The organism is Streptomyces albidus (ex Kaewkla and Franco 2022) (assembly GCF_013870515.1).
In the GTDB taxonomy this organism is placed as follows: domain Bacteria; phylum Actinomycetota; class Actinomycetes; order Streptomycetales; family Streptomycetaceae; genus Streptomyces; species Streptomyces albidus.
This window is the reverse complement of the sequence record NZ_JACBXA010000016.1, coordinates 23,449-38,276: the sequence shown is the minus strand read 5'-3', so window position 1 is coordinate 38,276 and position 14,828 is coordinate 23,449. Positions and strand designations below refer to the sequence as shown.

Below are 14,828 nucleotides of genomic sequence, written 5' to 3'. Positions count from 1 at the left end.
GGCGAAGGGCCGGCGCAACGAGCCAAATCGGCAGGAACTGATGGCCGTCGCCGAGTCGGCCGCGGACCAGGCACAGAAGAGCGGGACCCAGCGAGTGGGTCCCGCTCTCCGTCGCTGCTACGGCCCGGTGTCCCTCCACTTGTGCGGTCGTTCGGGAGCCTGGGGGCTACCGCTGAAAGCCGTTACAGGCTCTCCGCCCTTGGCAAGTGGAGGAGTTGGTCAGGGGCACAGCGCAGCTTTTCGTCCCAGCCGGGTCACTGAGGGGCGGTGTCACCAGAAGCCGGGGGTAGTTGTGCGGTCGGCGGTGCGATGGTGCTGGTGGGGTTGGTGCATCCGGGGACGCTGCCTGCGGGTGCGCAGTTGTCCGGGGCGTTGCGGATGACCCTGCTCGCGGTGAGTGTGACCTGACCGGTGTTCTCGTTGACGATGCCGCCACCGGTCGTGATCGCCGTGTTGTTCGTGACCAGGCTTCGGACCAGCGTCGCCGTGCTGTTGTTGTTCGAGATGCCCGCGCCCGACACAGCGATGTTGTCACTGACCCTGGACGACGTGAGGCGCAGGGTGGCGCCGAGCGTCTGGCGGATTCCGCCGCCCTGGAGGGCGGTGTTGCCCCTGACGGATACGGAGTGCAGGTTCGCGGCGCCGTTGATGTTCTCCAGGCCTCCACCGTTGTCGAGCGCCCGGTTCTTGAGAAGGGCACCGCCCTTCATCGTCAGCGTTCCGCTGCCCGTGTTGTAGACCCCTCCACCCCAGAGCGTCGAGGTGTTCCGCTCGACGGTGCTGTGGTCGAGGTTGAGCCGTCCACCGGTGTTGTAGAGGCCACCACCCATCTCGGCCTGGTTGCCCCTGATCGTCGTACGGTGCAGGTTCAGCGTGCCGTTCTCGTTCGCGATGCCGCCGCCGTCGGAGCCGTTTGCAGGATTGCCGCCGCTGACGGTGAGCGAGTTGAGGGTGAGGCTGCCGCCGGAGACGACGTGGAGGATGCGGAAGTCCGCCGTGGCGTTCGAGGCACGACGGATGGTGGTGTCACGGCCGGAGATGGTCACGTTGCCGGTGATCTCCGGAAGCCCGTCGTCGGCGTTGTCCGCCGCGGTGAGGGTGTAGGTGCAGCGGGAGGCGAGGGTGATGCGGCCACCGTTGGTGTTGGCATTGTTGATGGCCGCCTTCAGCGCGGCGATGTCGTTGCACCGCACATGGGTTCCCCCGGCGGCAGCAGTGGCCGGAACGGCCGGCAGGACCGCAAGGGAGAGACCCACACCGACCGCGGCGGTCACGGCACCGGACCGCAGAATGATCTTCATGGCTACGCCTTTCTCAGCGCTGGAGAGCGAAAGGGCACGTCACCGGCGCCAGCGGTCACATGCTGGCGAGCCGGAATGAAGAGATGACGTTCCAGGCGTAACCGCAGGCGGGGCGGGCTTCACCTGGCCTACCGCCGAACGGCCCGGACCGTGCGGGCAACTCACGCCATCGGCGGCGCAGTCGGGCCTGTGATTCCGCCGCCTGGCATCGTCGGACTCTGCCGGCCATGACGGGAGGTCATGCCCGCACGCTCAGCCAGCGATCGCAAGGTGAGTGCTGATCCGGAGACGCGGGTTCGCCGACCCGCACACCTGGACGTCCGGCTTCGACGGCAAGCCGACCGCCGACCCGGGTGCCGGGCTCGCCGTCTGCATGGAGGTGCCGGGTGCTGCGGGACATCACGCGTCGATGACTAGGCCGACGCCGGGTGAAACCCAGATGACTCGGCCGGCACCGGTCGAGTAGCGTGCGGGCCATGTCGAGCCCTGAGTCGGACGAGTTGGGGGCTTTCGGTCACGCCGTCAGCCCCCTGAACCACTGAGTTCGTAGTCCTGCTGTTCCGCCGCGTTCTGCGGCCGGACAGATGTGCCCTCGGGCGCTGACCGCGGTGACGAGACGTCTTCTCATACTTCTCCTCGCCTCGGAGCCACTCGATGCCTCTCCCCCTGTATCTGCTTGCCATGGCGATCTTCACCATGGGTACCTCCGAATTCATGCTCGCCGGCCTCCTGCCGGACATCGCCTCCGACCTCGACGTGACAGTCGGGACAGCAGGCACGCTCACCTCGGCCTTCGCGATCGGAATGATCGTCGGCGCCCCACTCGTGGCAGGGCTCGCCCGCAACTGGCCGCGACGAACGAGCCTTCTCGGGTTCGTCCTCGTCTTCTCGGCAGCTCACGCCGTGGGCGCCGTCACCGCGAGCTTCCCGGTCCTGCTCGCCACTCGGGTCGTCGCCGCGCTCGCGAACGCAGGGTTCCTCGCCGTGGCCCTGACGACTGCCGCCACGCTGGTCTCCCCCGACATGAAGGGGCGTGCGCTCGCCGTGCTGCTGTCAGGCACGACGGTGGCAACGATCGCCGGAGTCCCGGCGGGCTCGGTGCTCGGCACACTGTTCGGCTGGCGGGCCACGTTCTGGGCCGTCGCCGCTCTCTGCCTGCCTGCGGCTCTCGGCATCCTCAAGGGGCTTCCAGCGCGATCTGAGAAGCAAGAGGCGATGGGCGGGCCGGCCCTGCGGGCGGAGCTCGCGCAGCTCAGGAGCCCGCGGCTGATCCTGGTCATGCTGCTCGGCGCGCTGGTGAACGCTGCGACCTTCGGCAGCTTCACGTTTCTGGCCCCGGTCGTGACAGACGTCGCCGGGCTGGGCGAGCTATGGATCTCCGTCGCTTTGGTGCTCTTCGGCGTCGGTTCCTTCGTCGGTGTCAGCCTCGCTGGGCGGCTGTCCGACCAGCGCCCCGGTCTGGTCATCGCAGTCGGCGGTCCGCTGCTGCTCGTCGGCTGGCCTGCCCTGGCCGCGACAGCGGACGAGCCGGTCGCACTGCTCGCCCTCGTACTCGTCCAGGGTGCGCTGTCGTTCGCGCTGGGCAGCACCTTGATCACACGGGTTCTCTACGAGGCCTCCGGAGCCCCCACCATGGCCGGCTCGTACGCCACCGCGGCACTCAACGTCGGTGCGGCCGTCGGACCGCTGATCGCAGCCCCGACCCTGAGCACTTCAGCCGGGGACCTCGGGCCGCTGTGGGCAGGCGGCTTCCTCGTCCTCGTCGCGCTGCTCGTCGCGTTCCCTTTCCGCGGTGTGCTCGTGACGGGTCGCACCAGCGAGGTGCTCCGATGACCCGTGCGACCGGATCCGCCGGGCAGTCAGATCCGGCGTCGGCGGACGGACATCGCGCAGCGAAGGCGTCTCCAGAAGCCGGGTGAGCAGAGGAAGTGATGGCCGGCAGCCGGTCGGCTGCGGACGAGGCACAGAAAAGCGGGACCCGGTGACCGGGTCCCGCTCTTCTGTCGGTGCTACGGCCCGGTGTTCCATCCACTTGTACGGGGCCCCGCTATCGCGGGATCTACTCGTGAGAGCCGTTACGAGCTCTCAGTCCTCGCCAGGTGCTGGACCGGGATCCGTGGGCGCATTGCGTCAAGCGGTCACTTGCGCACCTTGATGTCGGCGGAGGAGGGGGGCAGTTGCGAGGCCGGCGGCACGACGGCGTTGGTGGGGTTGGTGCATCCGGGGACGCTGCCCGCGGGTGCGCAGTTGTCCGGAGTGTTGCGGACGACCCTGCTGTCGGTGAGCGTGACCTGACCGTTGGCCTCGTTGAGGATGCCGCCGCCGGCGGTGATCGCCGTGTTGTTCGTGACCAGGCTTCGGACCAGCGTCGCCGTGCTGTTGTTGTTCGAGATGCCCGCGCCCGACACAGCGATGTTGTCCCTGACGGTGGTCGACCTCAGGTTCAGGGTGGAGCCGTTCGGGTTGCGGATGCCGCCGCCCACGAGGGCGGTGTTGCCCCTGACCGAGACGGAGTTCAGGTTCGCGGTACCGACGATGTTCTCCAGACCGCCACCGTTGCTGTTGACGGCCCGGTTCTTGAGAAGGGCACCGCCCTTCATCGTCAGCGTGCCGCCTCCGTCGTTGGCCATTCCGCCGCCGAAGCTGACCGCGGTGTTGCGTTCGACGTTGCTGTGGTCGAGGTTGAGCCGTCCACCGAAGTTGTAGAGGCCACCACCGCTGTTGGCAAGATTGCCCTTGACCGTGGTGCGGTTCAGGTTCAGTGTGCCGTTGGTGTTCGCGATGCCGCCGCCGGAGTCGCCGGCGAGGCTGCCGCCGCTGAGGGTGAGCGAGTTGAGGGTGAGGCTGCCGCCGGAGACGACGTGGAGGATGCGGAAGTCCGCCGTGGCGTTCGAGGCACGACGGATGGTGGTGTCACGGCCGGAGATGGTCACGTTGCCGGTGATCTCCGGAAGCCCGTCGTCGGCGTTGTCCGCCGCGGTCAGGGTGTAGGTGCAGCGGGAGGCGAGGGTGATGCGGCCACCGTTGGTGTTGGCATTGTTGATGGCCGCCTTCAGCGCGGCGATGTCGTTGCACCGCACATGGGTCCCCCCGGCGGCAGCAGTGGCCGGAACGGCCGGCAGAACGGCAAGGGAGAGACCCACACCGACGGCAGCGGTCACGGCACCGGACCGCAGAATGATCTTCATGGCTACGCCTTTCTCAGCGCTCGAGAGCGAAAGGGCACGTCACCGGCGCCAGCGGTCACATGCTGGCGAACCGGAATGAAGAGATGACGTTCCAGGCGTAACCGCAGACCAGCCCGCCTTCACCTGGCCTACCGCCGAACGGCCCGGACCCATGCGGCCGCCCGTCCCACGCCATCGGCACCAGGCCTGCGATTCGGCCCCTGCGAGGTCGGCTTCGCTGACCCGTGACGAGGGATCATGCCGCCCATGCCACGCCCGCCGCGCCGGTGGAGGCATGCCGGCGCGGCGGCCACCAGCCAGCCGCGGTGCTACGAGCCGTCAGCTCCTGCCGGGTTTCGGTGTGTTCTTCGCGGGTGCGGAGCCGACCGCGTCGCAGCGGGGGACGCTGCCTGTCGGTGCGCAGTTGTCCGGCGTGTTCTTGAAGACGGTGCTGCGGATGAGGTTCACCGCGGCCGCCTGCTTGGCGGAGTTGCTGCTGGTCCGTTCAGGGCCGTCGACGGGGCTAGTGAAGAGGCCGTAACGGGAGGTGCCGTTGTAGATGCCGCCACCGCTGCCCGTACCGCCGTTCGCTGCGTTGCGGGTGACGACGCTCTTGTACAGCGTCGTCGGTTCGTCGGCGCCGATGAGCATGCCGCCGCCCCGCCCCTGAGCGATGTTGCCCCTGACCTTCGTTCCGTTCAGACGCAGCGGCCCACTCTCGCCATCGATCAACATCGTCATGATGCCGCCCCCGAGCTGGGAGAACGGGCCGGGCAGGCTCCCGATCTGGTTGCCGTCGACCGAGGCGTCGTTCAGCGTGGTGTTGCCTGCGTTCGCGAGGCCGCCCGCCCAAAGCGCCCCGGTGTTGTCGCGGATCGCGCCGCCCCGCATCGTCATCGTCCCGTTGGTGGCCACTCCACCGGCGTTCTCGCTGGTGTTGTCCCTGATGGTGGAGTTCTTCAGGTTGAGCGTGCCCAGCTGGTTCCAGATCCCGCCGCCGATCCAGTGGGAGCTGTTGTTCCTGACCGTCACGTCGGTCAGGGTGACTCGGCCACGCTCGTTGTAGACGGCCCCGCCGTTGCTCGCCAGGACGGGGGTCAGCGGAGCCTCGCCGCCGCGGACGGTGACGGAGTCCAGGTTGAGGGTGCCGGTCTGCTTCACGTGGAAGATGCGGAAGGCCGGGGCGAATTGAGCGCGCTGGATGGTGGTGTCGCGGCCGGAGATCCGCACGTTGCCGGTGATCTCCGGCAGGCCGTCGTCACCGTCGTCCGTCACGGTGAGGGTGTAGATGCAGTGGGGAGCGAGGGTGATGCTGCCGCCGCTGGTGTTGGCGTTGTTGATGGCTGTCTTCAGTGCGGCGACGTCGTTGCAGGGGACGCGAGTCGGCGCCTGCGCCTGTGCTTGCCCGGCGGGCAGGAGGGTCAGGCACAGGCCGAGGCCTGTGACGGCGGTGAGGGTTACGCGTCTGAGCGTGTCAGTCATGCGGCATCCCTTTGACTGGGTGAGGGGGTGTGGGGCCCGTGACCCTGCTGCCGCTCGGAGACCTCGAGCGGCCTTCACGTCTGACGGGTCGACAGTCTGAGATGTACAAGAAGCACGCATTCATCGCATATCGAGATCGGCCATGTGGTCTTCCGCCCCGGGACGTCGCTCCGGTTCGAGCCCGCGGGTCTGCGCGAAGCTGCGCGAGGCCGGGCTCCTGACCTCCGAAATGGACACGAACAACTCGCTCGGTTCCTGGCGTTGACCCAGCCGTACGGCCCGCCAGCTCCCACCACCGGGCTCTGACCCGCCGTCACGTCGTCGAGTGGGCGTACAGCACCTCGGTTCAAGGGCCGGCACCGATGCTGTCGGCGGGTGGCCGATAGGGGGATTGAGGTCGTCCGTACGGCCCCAGCGATGCGATCTCCGATCGCCCCAGGAGATACCCGCACATAGCGTGATCAAGGCCATGGCCAGCAAGTGCTGCAGGAGGTCTTCGTGTCGGATATCGCGGAACACAGAGCACCAGACCAGGGAAACGCCGGGAGACGCAACGGCGGTGAGCGCTCGTGGTCGAGGGTGGTGCGGGCCTGGGTGGCGGGACTGGCGGTGCTGGGGGGCCTGACGGTCCCACTCGCCGCGGCCACGCCCGCCGCTGCGGGCGACGACCACCCCCGCGCCTACGTCACCAACTTCAACAGCGGCACCGCGTCGGTGATCAACACCGGGACCAACACCGTCAACACCACCATCGCCGTCGGCGACAGGCCCACCGATGTGGCCATCACCCCCAATGGCCGCCGCGCCTACATCACCAACCCCAACGTCGACACCGTCACGGTCGTCGACACCAAAACCAACAGGGTCACCGCCACCATCCCTGCCGGCGACGGGCCCGACGGCGTGGACTTCACCCCGGACGGCCGCCGCGCCTACGTCTCCAACTTCTTCGGCGACAACGTGTCGGTGATCGACACCAGGACCAACAGGGTCACCGCCACCATCCCTGCCGGCGACGGGCCCGGCGGCGTGGCCATCACCCCGGACGGCCGCCGCGCCTACGTCCCGAACGAGCTCTCCAACAACGTGTCGGTGATCAACACCAAGACCAACACCGTCACCACCACCATCCCCGTCGGCAACGGACCGGTCGACCTGGCCATCACCCCGGACGGCCGCCGCGCCTACATCACCAACCTCCTGGCGGACACCGTGTCGGTGATCAACACCAAGACCAACACCGTCACCACCACCATCCCCGTCGGCGATGCCCCCGTCGGCGTGGACTTCACCCCGGACAGCCGCCGCGCCTACGTCACGAACCGCGACAGCGACACCGTGTCGGTGATCAACACGAAGACAAACACCGTCACCACCATCGTCCCCGTCGGCGATGCCCCCGTCGGCGTGGCCATCACGCCTGACGGCCGCCGCGCCTACGTCACCAACGAGAACTCTGACAACGTCTCGGTGATCAACACCAGGATCAAAGAAGTCACCACCACCATCCCCGTCGGCGACAGGCCCATCGGCGTGGCCATCACCCCGCAACGGCCACGTGGGTGACCGGGACCTGACGATGCTTCGGTGATCGACACCAGCGAACCCGTCACCACCCAGAGGGGCGGCCGCGCAGCTGGTGGCACCGTTCATAGTTCGTATCCGGCACGGCTCCTCTTCTCCTCATCGAACCCCGGCGCTGCATGTCACGCCGGGGTTCGACGTTTCCCGGAGAGCCGAACGGCCCGGTCGCCGCGGGTCCGGCGAGACCCGAAAGAACGCCGCCGACGGCACTGCGAACTGGGCGCCCTCAGGACTGGGGCCGTTCAGCGGTAGGCCAGGTGAAGCCCGCCCCGCCTGCGGTTACGCCTGGAACGTCATCTCTTCATTCCGGCTGACCGGCATCGTTGCCGGAGTCGGCGTGCCCTTTCGCTCTCCAGCGCTGAGAAAGGCGTAGCCATGAAGATCATTCTGCGGTCCGGTGCCGTGACCGCCGCGGTAGGTGTGGGTCTCTCCCTTGCTGTTCTGCCAGCCGTTCCGGCCACTGCCGCCGCCGGGGGGACCCACGTGCGGTGCAACGACATCGCCGCGCTGAAGGCGGCCATCAACAATGCCAACACCAACGGTGGCCGCATCACCCTCGCCTCCCGCTGCACCTACACCCTCACCGCGGCAGACAACGCCGACGACGGGCTTCCGGAGATCACCGGCAACGTGACCATCACCGGCCGTGACACCACCATCCGCCGGGCCTCGAACGCCACGGCGGACTTCCGCATCCTCCACGTCGTCTCCGGCGGCAGCCTCACCCTCAACTCGCTCACCGTCAGCGGCGGACGCCTTCCCCTTGCCGACAGCATGGGCGGCGGCATCGCGAACACCAACGGCACGCTGAACCTGAACCACACGACCATCAGGGGCAATGAGGCCTCGCAGGGTGGCGGCGTGCACAACTTCGGCGGGACGCTCAAGCTCAACCGCAGCACGGTGGAGCGCAACATCAACACCAGCGTCGGCGCCACCGCCGGCGGTGGAGTGTTCAACACGGACAGCGGCACGATGACGATGAAGGGCGGCGCCCTGCTCAACAACCGCTCCCCGATCGGCAACGGCGGCGGTCTGGAGAACATCCGCTCAGCCACCGCTCACCTCAACTCCGTCGCGGTCAAGGGCAACACCGCCCTGCTGGGTGGCGGCATCCGTCAGACACAAAGGGGCGTCCTGCGCCTCACCTCCAGCACAGTCAGCGGCAACATCGCCGTTTCAGGCGCTGGTCTCTCGAACAATGACGCCACGGCCACACTGGTTCGCAGCCTCGTCACGCACAACACCGCCATCGCCACAGGCGGCGGCATCGACAACGAGACCCCCAGCCAGGTCACCCTCACGGCGAGCAGGGTCATCCGCAACGCCCCGAACAACTGCACCCCCGCAGGCAGCGTCCCCGGATGCACCAACCCCACCGGCACCATCGCGCCGCCGAGCTCGCAACTGCCCCCGTCCAAGGGAGGCAGCAAAACCGGCCTGTGAGCCTTCTGGTGAGGGGCGGCACGAGCCCCTGACCAACTCCCGGCGCGGGCGGGGGAAGTGAGCTCGTGGCCAATGCCGGATGAATGATGCAGGAGGGCAGGACCACTCGCTGGTCCTGCCCTCCTGCACGTAGCCGGGCAGGTCTGCCCGAGTTCGGTTCAGAGTCGAACGACGCGCCCGTAGCCGACCGACCAGTCGTACCCCTCGACGTCACCGCTGTCGTGAACTGCGAGTAGCGCTTCGCACTTCAGCAGCATTCACTTCCGGCGGAAGCGGGTGAGGACAGGGCTTCGCCGTTGGGATCGTCACGGTTGCCTTCCGCGCAGCATGCGCTGTCGTCGTCCTTGGCGAGAGTGCCGGCGTCGGGATCGAAGGTCTGCAGGAATCGGGCCCGTTCAGCGGTAGGCCAGGTGAGGTCGCTGCGACTGCGGTTACGGATGAAGCGTCACCTCATCATCCCGGCTGACCAGTAGGGCTCTGGGCGCCGGCGATGTGCCGTTTCACTCTCCAGCTTCGAGGGAGTCGCGCGATGAAGATCACTTCGCGGTCCGGTCCGGTCATGGCTGCGGTCGGTGTGGGACTGAGTATTGCGGTCCTGCCGGTCGGCCCGGCCAGCGCTGCCGCCGGGGGGACCCACGTGCGGTGCAACGACATCACCGCCCTGAAGAACGCGATCACTCAGGCCAATGCCGACGGCGGCCGCATCACCCTCGCGTCCCACTGCACCTACACCCTCACCGCCGCCGACAACCCGGACGACGGGCTTCCGGAGATCACCGGGAACGTGACCATCACCGGCCGCGACACCACCGTCCGCCGGGCGCCGAACGCCACGCAGGACTTCCGCATCTTCCACGTCGTCTCCGGCGGCAACCTCACTCTCAACTCACTCACCGTCAGCGGCGGACGCCTTGCCGACACCGCCGGGGGCGGCATCTGGAACAGTGGGACGACGAATCTGAACCGCACCACCATCAAGGACAACCGAGCTCGAACGAGCGCCGGTATCCACAACGTCGGTGGCCGGCTCAACCTCGACCGCAGCACCGTCGAGCGCAACACCGCGACCCAGAACGGCGGCGGGATCCAGAACGGACGCAACGAAATCGCGCAGCAGCCCGGAACGGTGACCATGAAGGGCGGGGCGCTGCTCAACAACCGGGCACTCGCCGACAGCGGTGGCGGTTTGGAGAACCTCAGAAGCACCGCGAATCTGGACTCCGTCGAGGTCAAGGGCAACACCGCGCCTCGCGGCGGCGGCATCAACCAGTTCGCGGGCACCCTGCACCTGAAGTCGACCACGCTCAGCGAGAACATCGCTGTGACAGGCGCAGGCCTCAGAAACTCCTTCAGCACGGCGACGCTGGATCGCAGCCTGATCACGCGCAACACGGCGATCACCGCCGGCGGCGGCATCTTCAACGAGAACTCCAGCTCGGTCGCGCTCACCGCCAGCAAGGTCATCCGCAACAGGCCGGACAACTGCAGCCCGGCAGGCAGTGTGCCCGGATGCACCGACCCCACCGGCACCCCTCCGGCCTCGCAAGGACCTCCGCCTGCCAAGGACAGCAAGGACGGCAAGGTTCGCAAGTAGGCCGCCGGGAACGGAATCCCGGACCAATTTCCGGTACGGCTGGGGCTGATGACTCGTCGCGGGGGCACCGGTGAACGACAACGGGCGGGATCCACTCGCTGGGGTCCCGCCCTTCGTTGCGTGCGTCGATCGACCACGGGATCACACCGGCCACTGCATCCCGGTCAGGGGCGGGGCAGGCGTGGCGCCGGGGATCGGCGCCGGATGGTTTCGGGGCGGGTGCCCGAAGGGGGGATTGCGGTCGTCCGTACGGCCCCAGGCGTGCGATCTCCGATCGTCCCCGGAGATTCCGGCCCATAGCGTGATCAAGGCCATCGCCAGTTCGCTATCGAGTGCACTGCAGGAGGTCGTCGTGTCGGACATCGAGGGACACAGAGCGCCAGACAGGGGAACCGCCGGTCGAGGCCGGAACGGTGAGCGTTCGTGGTGGCCGGTGGTGCGGGCCTGGGTGGCGGGACTGGCGGTGCTGGCGGGCCTTGTGCTCCCGCTCGCCGTGGCGTCGCCCGCCGCTGCGGGCGACGACCACCCCCGCGCCTATGTCACCAACTTCAACAGCGACACCGTGTCGGTGATCGACACCAGGACCAACACCGTCGCCAAGACCGTCGCAGTCGGCGACGGACCTGAGGGCGTGGCCATCACTCCGGACGGCCGCCGCGCCTACGTCACCAACTTCAACGGCGATACCGTGTCGGTGATCGACACCAGGACCAACACCGTCATCAAGACCGTCGCAGTCGGCGACGCGCCTGATGGCGTGGCCATCACCCCGGACGGCCGCCGCGCCTACGTCACCAATTCCAGCAGCGACACCGTGTCAGTGATCGACACGAAGACCAACACCGTCACCACCACCATCGCAGTCGGTGACAGGCCCAGCAGCGTGGCCGTCACCCCGGACGGCCGCCGCGCCTACGTCACCAACTTCAACGGCGACACCGTGTCGGTGATCAACACGAAGACCAACACCGTCACCACCACCATCGCCGTCGGCGACGGGCCGTTCAGCCTGGCCATCGCTCCGGACGGCCGCCGCGCCTACGTCAGCAACATCAACGGCGACACCGTGTCGGTGATCAACACGAAGACCAACACCGTCACCACCACCATCGCCGTCGGCGACGAGCCCAACGGTATGGCCGTCACCCCGGACGGCCGCCGCCTCTATGTCGCCAACCGCGGTGACAACAACGTGTCGGTGATCAACACGAAGACCAACACCGTCACCACGATCATTCCCGTCGGCGCCGGGCCCAACGGTATGGCCATCACTCCGGACGGCCGCCGCGCCTACGTCGCCAACTTCTTCAGCGGCACCGTGTCGGTGATCAACACGCACATCAAGGAAGTCACGACCACCGTCCCCACCGGAAGCGGACCGTTCGGCGTGGCCATCACCCCGCAACGGCCACGTGGGTAACCAGCTCTCTTCCGTGCGTAAAAACCCCGGTGCCTTTGATCGCGCCGGGGTTCTGCGTATCCCGCAGCCGGATGGGCCGGGTCTTCGCCTGGGCTCGCAAGAAGGATGCCGACGGTGTCGGGCCAGCCTCCCGGAATGGCCGGTCGCTCCGTTCGGCGGTAGGCCAGGTGAAGGAGTACTCGCCTGCGGTTAGGCATGGATCGTCATCTCTTCATTCCGGCTGACCAGCATTGCGTGCTGGGAGCCGGTGACGTGCCGTTTCACTCTCCGATGCTGAGAAAGGCATAGCCATGAAGATCATCTTGCGGTCCGGCGCCGTAGCCGCTGCCGTCGGTGTGGGTCTCTCCCTCGCGGTCCTGCCGGCCGTTCCCGCCACTGCCGTCGGGGGGACCCACGTGCGGTGCAACGACATCGCCGCGCTGAAGACCGCCATCAACAACGCCAACACCAACGGTGGCCGCATCACCCTCGCCTCCCGCTGCACCTACACCCTCACCGCGGCGGACAACGCCGACGACGGGCTTCCGGAGATCACCGGCAACGTGACCATCACCGGCCGAGACACCACCATCCGCCGGGCCCCGAACGCCGCCCAGGACTTCCGCATCCTCCACGTCCTCACCGGCGGCACCCTCACCCTCAACTCCCTCACCGTCAGCGGCGGCCGGTTCGTCAGCGGCTCCGGTGGCGGCATCGCGAACAACGGCACCCTGAACCTGAACCGCACGACCATCAAGAGCAACCAAGCCAGCTCGGGTGGTGGCCTCTTCAGCGACGGAACGCTCAACCTCCGCCGCAGCACCGTCGAGCGGAACACCGCAGACACCTTCGGCGGCGGGATCTACAACGCAGGCGGCACGCTGACGATGAACGGCGGTGCCCTGCTCAAGAACCGGGCAAGCACCGACAACGGCGGTGGTCTGGAGAACATCGCAGGTACCGCGTCTTTGAACCACGTCTCGGTCAAGGGCAACACCGCCATCCGGGGCGGTGGAATCCGTCAGACGACCGGCGCGACCCTGCGCCTCGAAGAAAGCACAGTCAGCGACAACATCGCGGTGGCAGGCGCCGGCATCTCGAACCTCGGCACCACGGCCACGCTGGTGCGAAGCCTGGTCACCCACAACACCGCCATCACCATGGGCGGCGGCATCGACAACCAGATCCCCAGTCAGGTCACGCTCACCGCCAGCAGGGTCATCCGCAACACCCCGGACAACTGCACCCCCGCGGGCAGCGTCCCCGGATGCACCAACCCGGCCGGCACCATCGCGCCGCCGAGCTCGCAAGTACCCCCGCCCGCCCAGAGCACCGGAGGGCACAAGCGAGTCTCCTGACGCAGCACGCGCGGCAGCGAACCCGGCCGACTCCCGCACGGCCGAGACTCGATGACCCGTCGTACACAGTGGTGAACGATGAAGGAGGGCGGGACCCACTCCCTGGGTCCCGCCCTCCTTCACGTTGCGTCTCCGGTCAACAGCTCCCCTGTGACCTCAATTCTTCCCGAACTTGGCTGTGTTCTTGGCCGGTGCGGAGCCCACGGCGTCGCAGTGCGGAACGCTGTTGGGCGGCGCGCAGTTCTCGGGTGTGTTGTTCGAGACGATGCTGCGGATGAGGTTCACCTTGGGCAGCGTCTGCGCGGTGCCGCTGCTCTTCTCTCGCTTGAGGCTGTCGGGTCCGAGGATGACGCCGAATTGAGTTCCGTCATTGAGGATGCCGCCGCCGCTGCCGGGGCCGCCGTTCGCGGCGTTGCCGGTGACGGTGCTGCGGTACAGAGTCGTCGGCTGGCGCGAACCGATGAGGATGCCGCCCCCGCGGAACGAGGCGATGTTGCCGCTGACCTGGGTGGAGTTCAGGCGAAGTGGCCCGGTCCGGCCATTGATGTCCAGGGTCATGATGCCGCCCCCGAACTCTTCGGAATCGTTGCCGTCGACGGCCGCGTTGTTCAGCGTGGTGTCCCCGGCGTTCGCGAGGCCTCCGGCCGCCTCGCTGGCGACGTTGCCGCGGATGGCGCCGCCCCGCATCGTCATCGTTCCGCTGGTGGCCACCCCGCCCGCGATGACGCTGGAGTTGTCGTGAACCGTCGTGTCCTTCAGGGCGAGTGTTCCCAGGTTGTTCCAGATCCCGCCGGCAAGGAAGCCTGCTCTGTTGTTCCTGACCGTCACGCCGGTCAGGGTGAGTCTTCCGCGGTCGTTGTAGATGGCCCCGCCCCTGTCTCCCGCCCCCGTACCGGCCGCGTCACCGCCCCGGACGGTGACCGAGTCCAGGCTGAGGCGGCCGGTCCGCTGGACGTGAAAGATCCGGAACCCTCCGGTGGCGCTGGGCGAGCGCTGGATGGTGGTGCGGTCGCCTCCGGAGATTCGCACCGTGCCGGTGATCTCCGGCAGACCGTCATCGGCGTTGTCGGCCGCCGTGAGGGAGTACACGCAACGGGAGGCGAGGACGATGGAGCCGCCGTTGGTGTTGGCGTTGTTGATGGCCGTCTTGAGCGCGGCGACGTCGTTGCAGGGGACGCGAACCGGCGCCGGGGTCCGGGCCTCGGCCTGGGCTTGTCCAGCGGGCAGGAGGGTCAGGCACAGGCCGAGGCCCGTGACGGCGGTGAGGCATGCGCGTCTGAGCGTGTCAGTCATACGGCTTCCTTGACTGTGGGGGACGGACGGGGAGGACGGGCTTGTGGCACCCCGGTCACCGGGCAGATTTCGCCCTGAGGGCCACTGATCGACAGTCCGAGATCTATAGGAGGCGGGCACTCGGCGCATGTGCTGATCGACTGTCTGGCCTCCCCCGTCCCGGAGCCCGGAGGTCGACGAAGGGCTCTTCATCCTTTATCGTCG

10 protein-coding genes are annotated in these 14,828 nt (G+C 67.8%); 6 read left to right on the top strand and 4 right to left on the bottom strand.

What is annotated here, in order from left to right; genetic code table 11:
- Positions 1-254 precede the first annotated feature (254 nt).
- Positions 255-1,301 (bottom strand): right-handed parallel beta-helix repeat-containing protein, encoded by a 1,047-nt coding sequence (locus H5J26_RS05185; protein WP_181764490.1) that lies wholly within the window; start codon positions 1,299-1,301, stop codon positions 255-257.
- 654 nt (positions 1,302-1,955) lie between these two features.
- Between H5J26_RS05185 and H5J26_RS05180 the strand changes: the two genes are divergently transcribed.
- Entirely contained in the window at positions 1,956-3,134 is a 1,179-nt protein-coding gene (locus H5J26_RS05180; RefSeq protein WP_181764489.1) for a Cmx/CmrA family chloramphenicol efflux MFS transporter, read from the top strand.
- A gap of 305 nt (positions 3,135-3,439) precedes the next feature.
- Here the strand turns inward: H5J26_RS05180 and H5J26_RS05175 are convergent, their stop codons facing one another.
- Together H5J26_RS05175 and H5J26_RS05170 are read right to left on the bottom strand one after the other, a co-directional pair.
- Positions 3,440-4,489: a right-handed parallel beta-helix repeat-containing protein gene (locus tag H5J26_RS05175; protein WP_181764488.1), complete on the bottom strand. Its 1,050-nt coding sequence runs from the start codon at positions 4,487-4,489 to the stop codon at positions 3,440-3,442.
- Positions 4,490-4,807: 318 nt separating this feature from the next.
- A complete protein-coding gene (locus H5J26_RS05170; protein ID WP_181764487.1) occupies positions 4,808-5,950 on the bottom strand; it encodes a hypothetical protein in 1,143 nt (380 codons plus the stop codon).
- A 498-nt stretch (positions 5,951-6,448) separates the two neighbouring features.
- Between H5J26_RS05170 and H5J26_RS05165 the strand changes: the two genes are divergently transcribed.
- From H5J26_RS05165 to H5J26_RS05145, 5 genes are all read left to right on the top strand, one after another.
- Positions 6,449-7,516, top strand: a complete 1,068-nt coding sequence (locus tag H5J26_RS05165; protein ID WP_181764486.1) for a beta-propeller fold lactonase family protein — start codon at positions 6,449-6,451, stop codon at positions 7,514-7,516.
- A 393-nt stretch (positions 7,517-7,909) separates the two neighbouring features.
- Positions 7,910-8,980, top strand: coding sequence for a hypothetical protein (locus H5J26_RS05160; protein WP_181764485.1), 1,071 nt, complete (start codon positions 7,910-7,912; stop codon positions 8,978-8,980).
- Between the two features lie 529 nt (positions 8,981-9,509).
- Positions 9,510-10,574, top strand: a complete 1,065-nt coding sequence (locus H5J26_RS05155; RefSeq protein ID WP_181764484.1) for a hypothetical protein — start codon at positions 9,510-9,512, stop codon at positions 10,572-10,574.
- Positions 10,575-10,926: 352 nt separating this feature from the next.
- A complete protein-coding gene (locus tag H5J26_RS05150) occupies positions 10,927-11,994 on the top strand; it encodes a beta-propeller fold lactonase family protein (protein WP_309237783.1) in 1,068 nt (355 codons plus the stop codon).
- A 290-nt stretch (positions 11,995-12,284) separates the two neighbouring features.
- Positions 12,285-13,331 carry a hypothetical protein gene (locus H5J26_RS05145; protein WP_181764483.1) on the top strand — a complete coding sequence of 349 codons (1,047 nt, stop codon included), beginning with the start codon at positions 12,285-12,287 and terminating at the stop codon, positions 13,329-13,331.
- A gap of 156 nt (positions 13,332-13,487) precedes the next feature.
- On the opposite strand, the gene H5J26_RS05140 is transcribed toward H5J26_RS05145, so the two are convergent.
- Positions 13,488-14,624, bottom strand: coding sequence for a hypothetical protein (locus tag H5J26_RS05140; RefSeq protein WP_181764482.1), 1,137 nt, complete (start codon positions 14,622-14,624; stop codon positions 13,488-13,490).
- Positions 14,625-14,828 lie beyond the last annotated feature (204 nt).

Excerpts from the sequence above, each read along its gene's own strand:
- H5J26_RS05185 (WP_181764490.1), bottom strand. The coding sequence starts at position 1,301 with ATGAAGATCATTCTGCGGTCCGGTGCCGTGACCGCCGCGGTCGGTGTG.
- H5J26_RS05180 (WP_181764489.1), top strand. The coding sequence starts at position 1,956 with ATGCCTCTCCCCCTGTATCTGCTTGCCATGGCGATCTTCACCATGGGT.
- H5J26_RS05175 (WP_181764488.1), bottom strand. The coding sequence starts at position 4,489 with ATGAAGATCATTCTGCGGTCCGGTGCCGTGACCGCTGCCGTCGGTGTG.
- H5J26_RS05170 (WP_181764487.1), bottom strand. The coding sequence starts at position 5,950 with ATGACTGACACGCTCAGACGCGTAACCCTCACCGCCGTCACAGGCCTC.
- H5J26_RS05160 (WP_181764485.1), top strand. The coding sequence starts at position 7,910 with ATGAAGATCATTCTGCGGTCCGGTGCCGTGACCGCCGCGGTAGGTGTG.
- H5J26_RS05155 (WP_181764484.1), top strand. The coding sequence starts at position 9,510 with ATGAAGATCACTTCGCGGTCCGGTCCGGTCATGGCTGCGGTCGGTGTG.
- H5J26_RS05145 (WP_181764483.1), top strand. The coding sequence starts at position 12,285 with ATGAAGATCATCTTGCGGTCCGGCGCCGTAGCCGCTGCCGTCGGTGTG.
- H5J26_RS05140 (WP_181764482.1), bottom strand. The coding sequence starts at position 14,624 with ATGACTGACACGCTCAGACGCGCATGCCTCACCGCCGTCACGGGCCTC.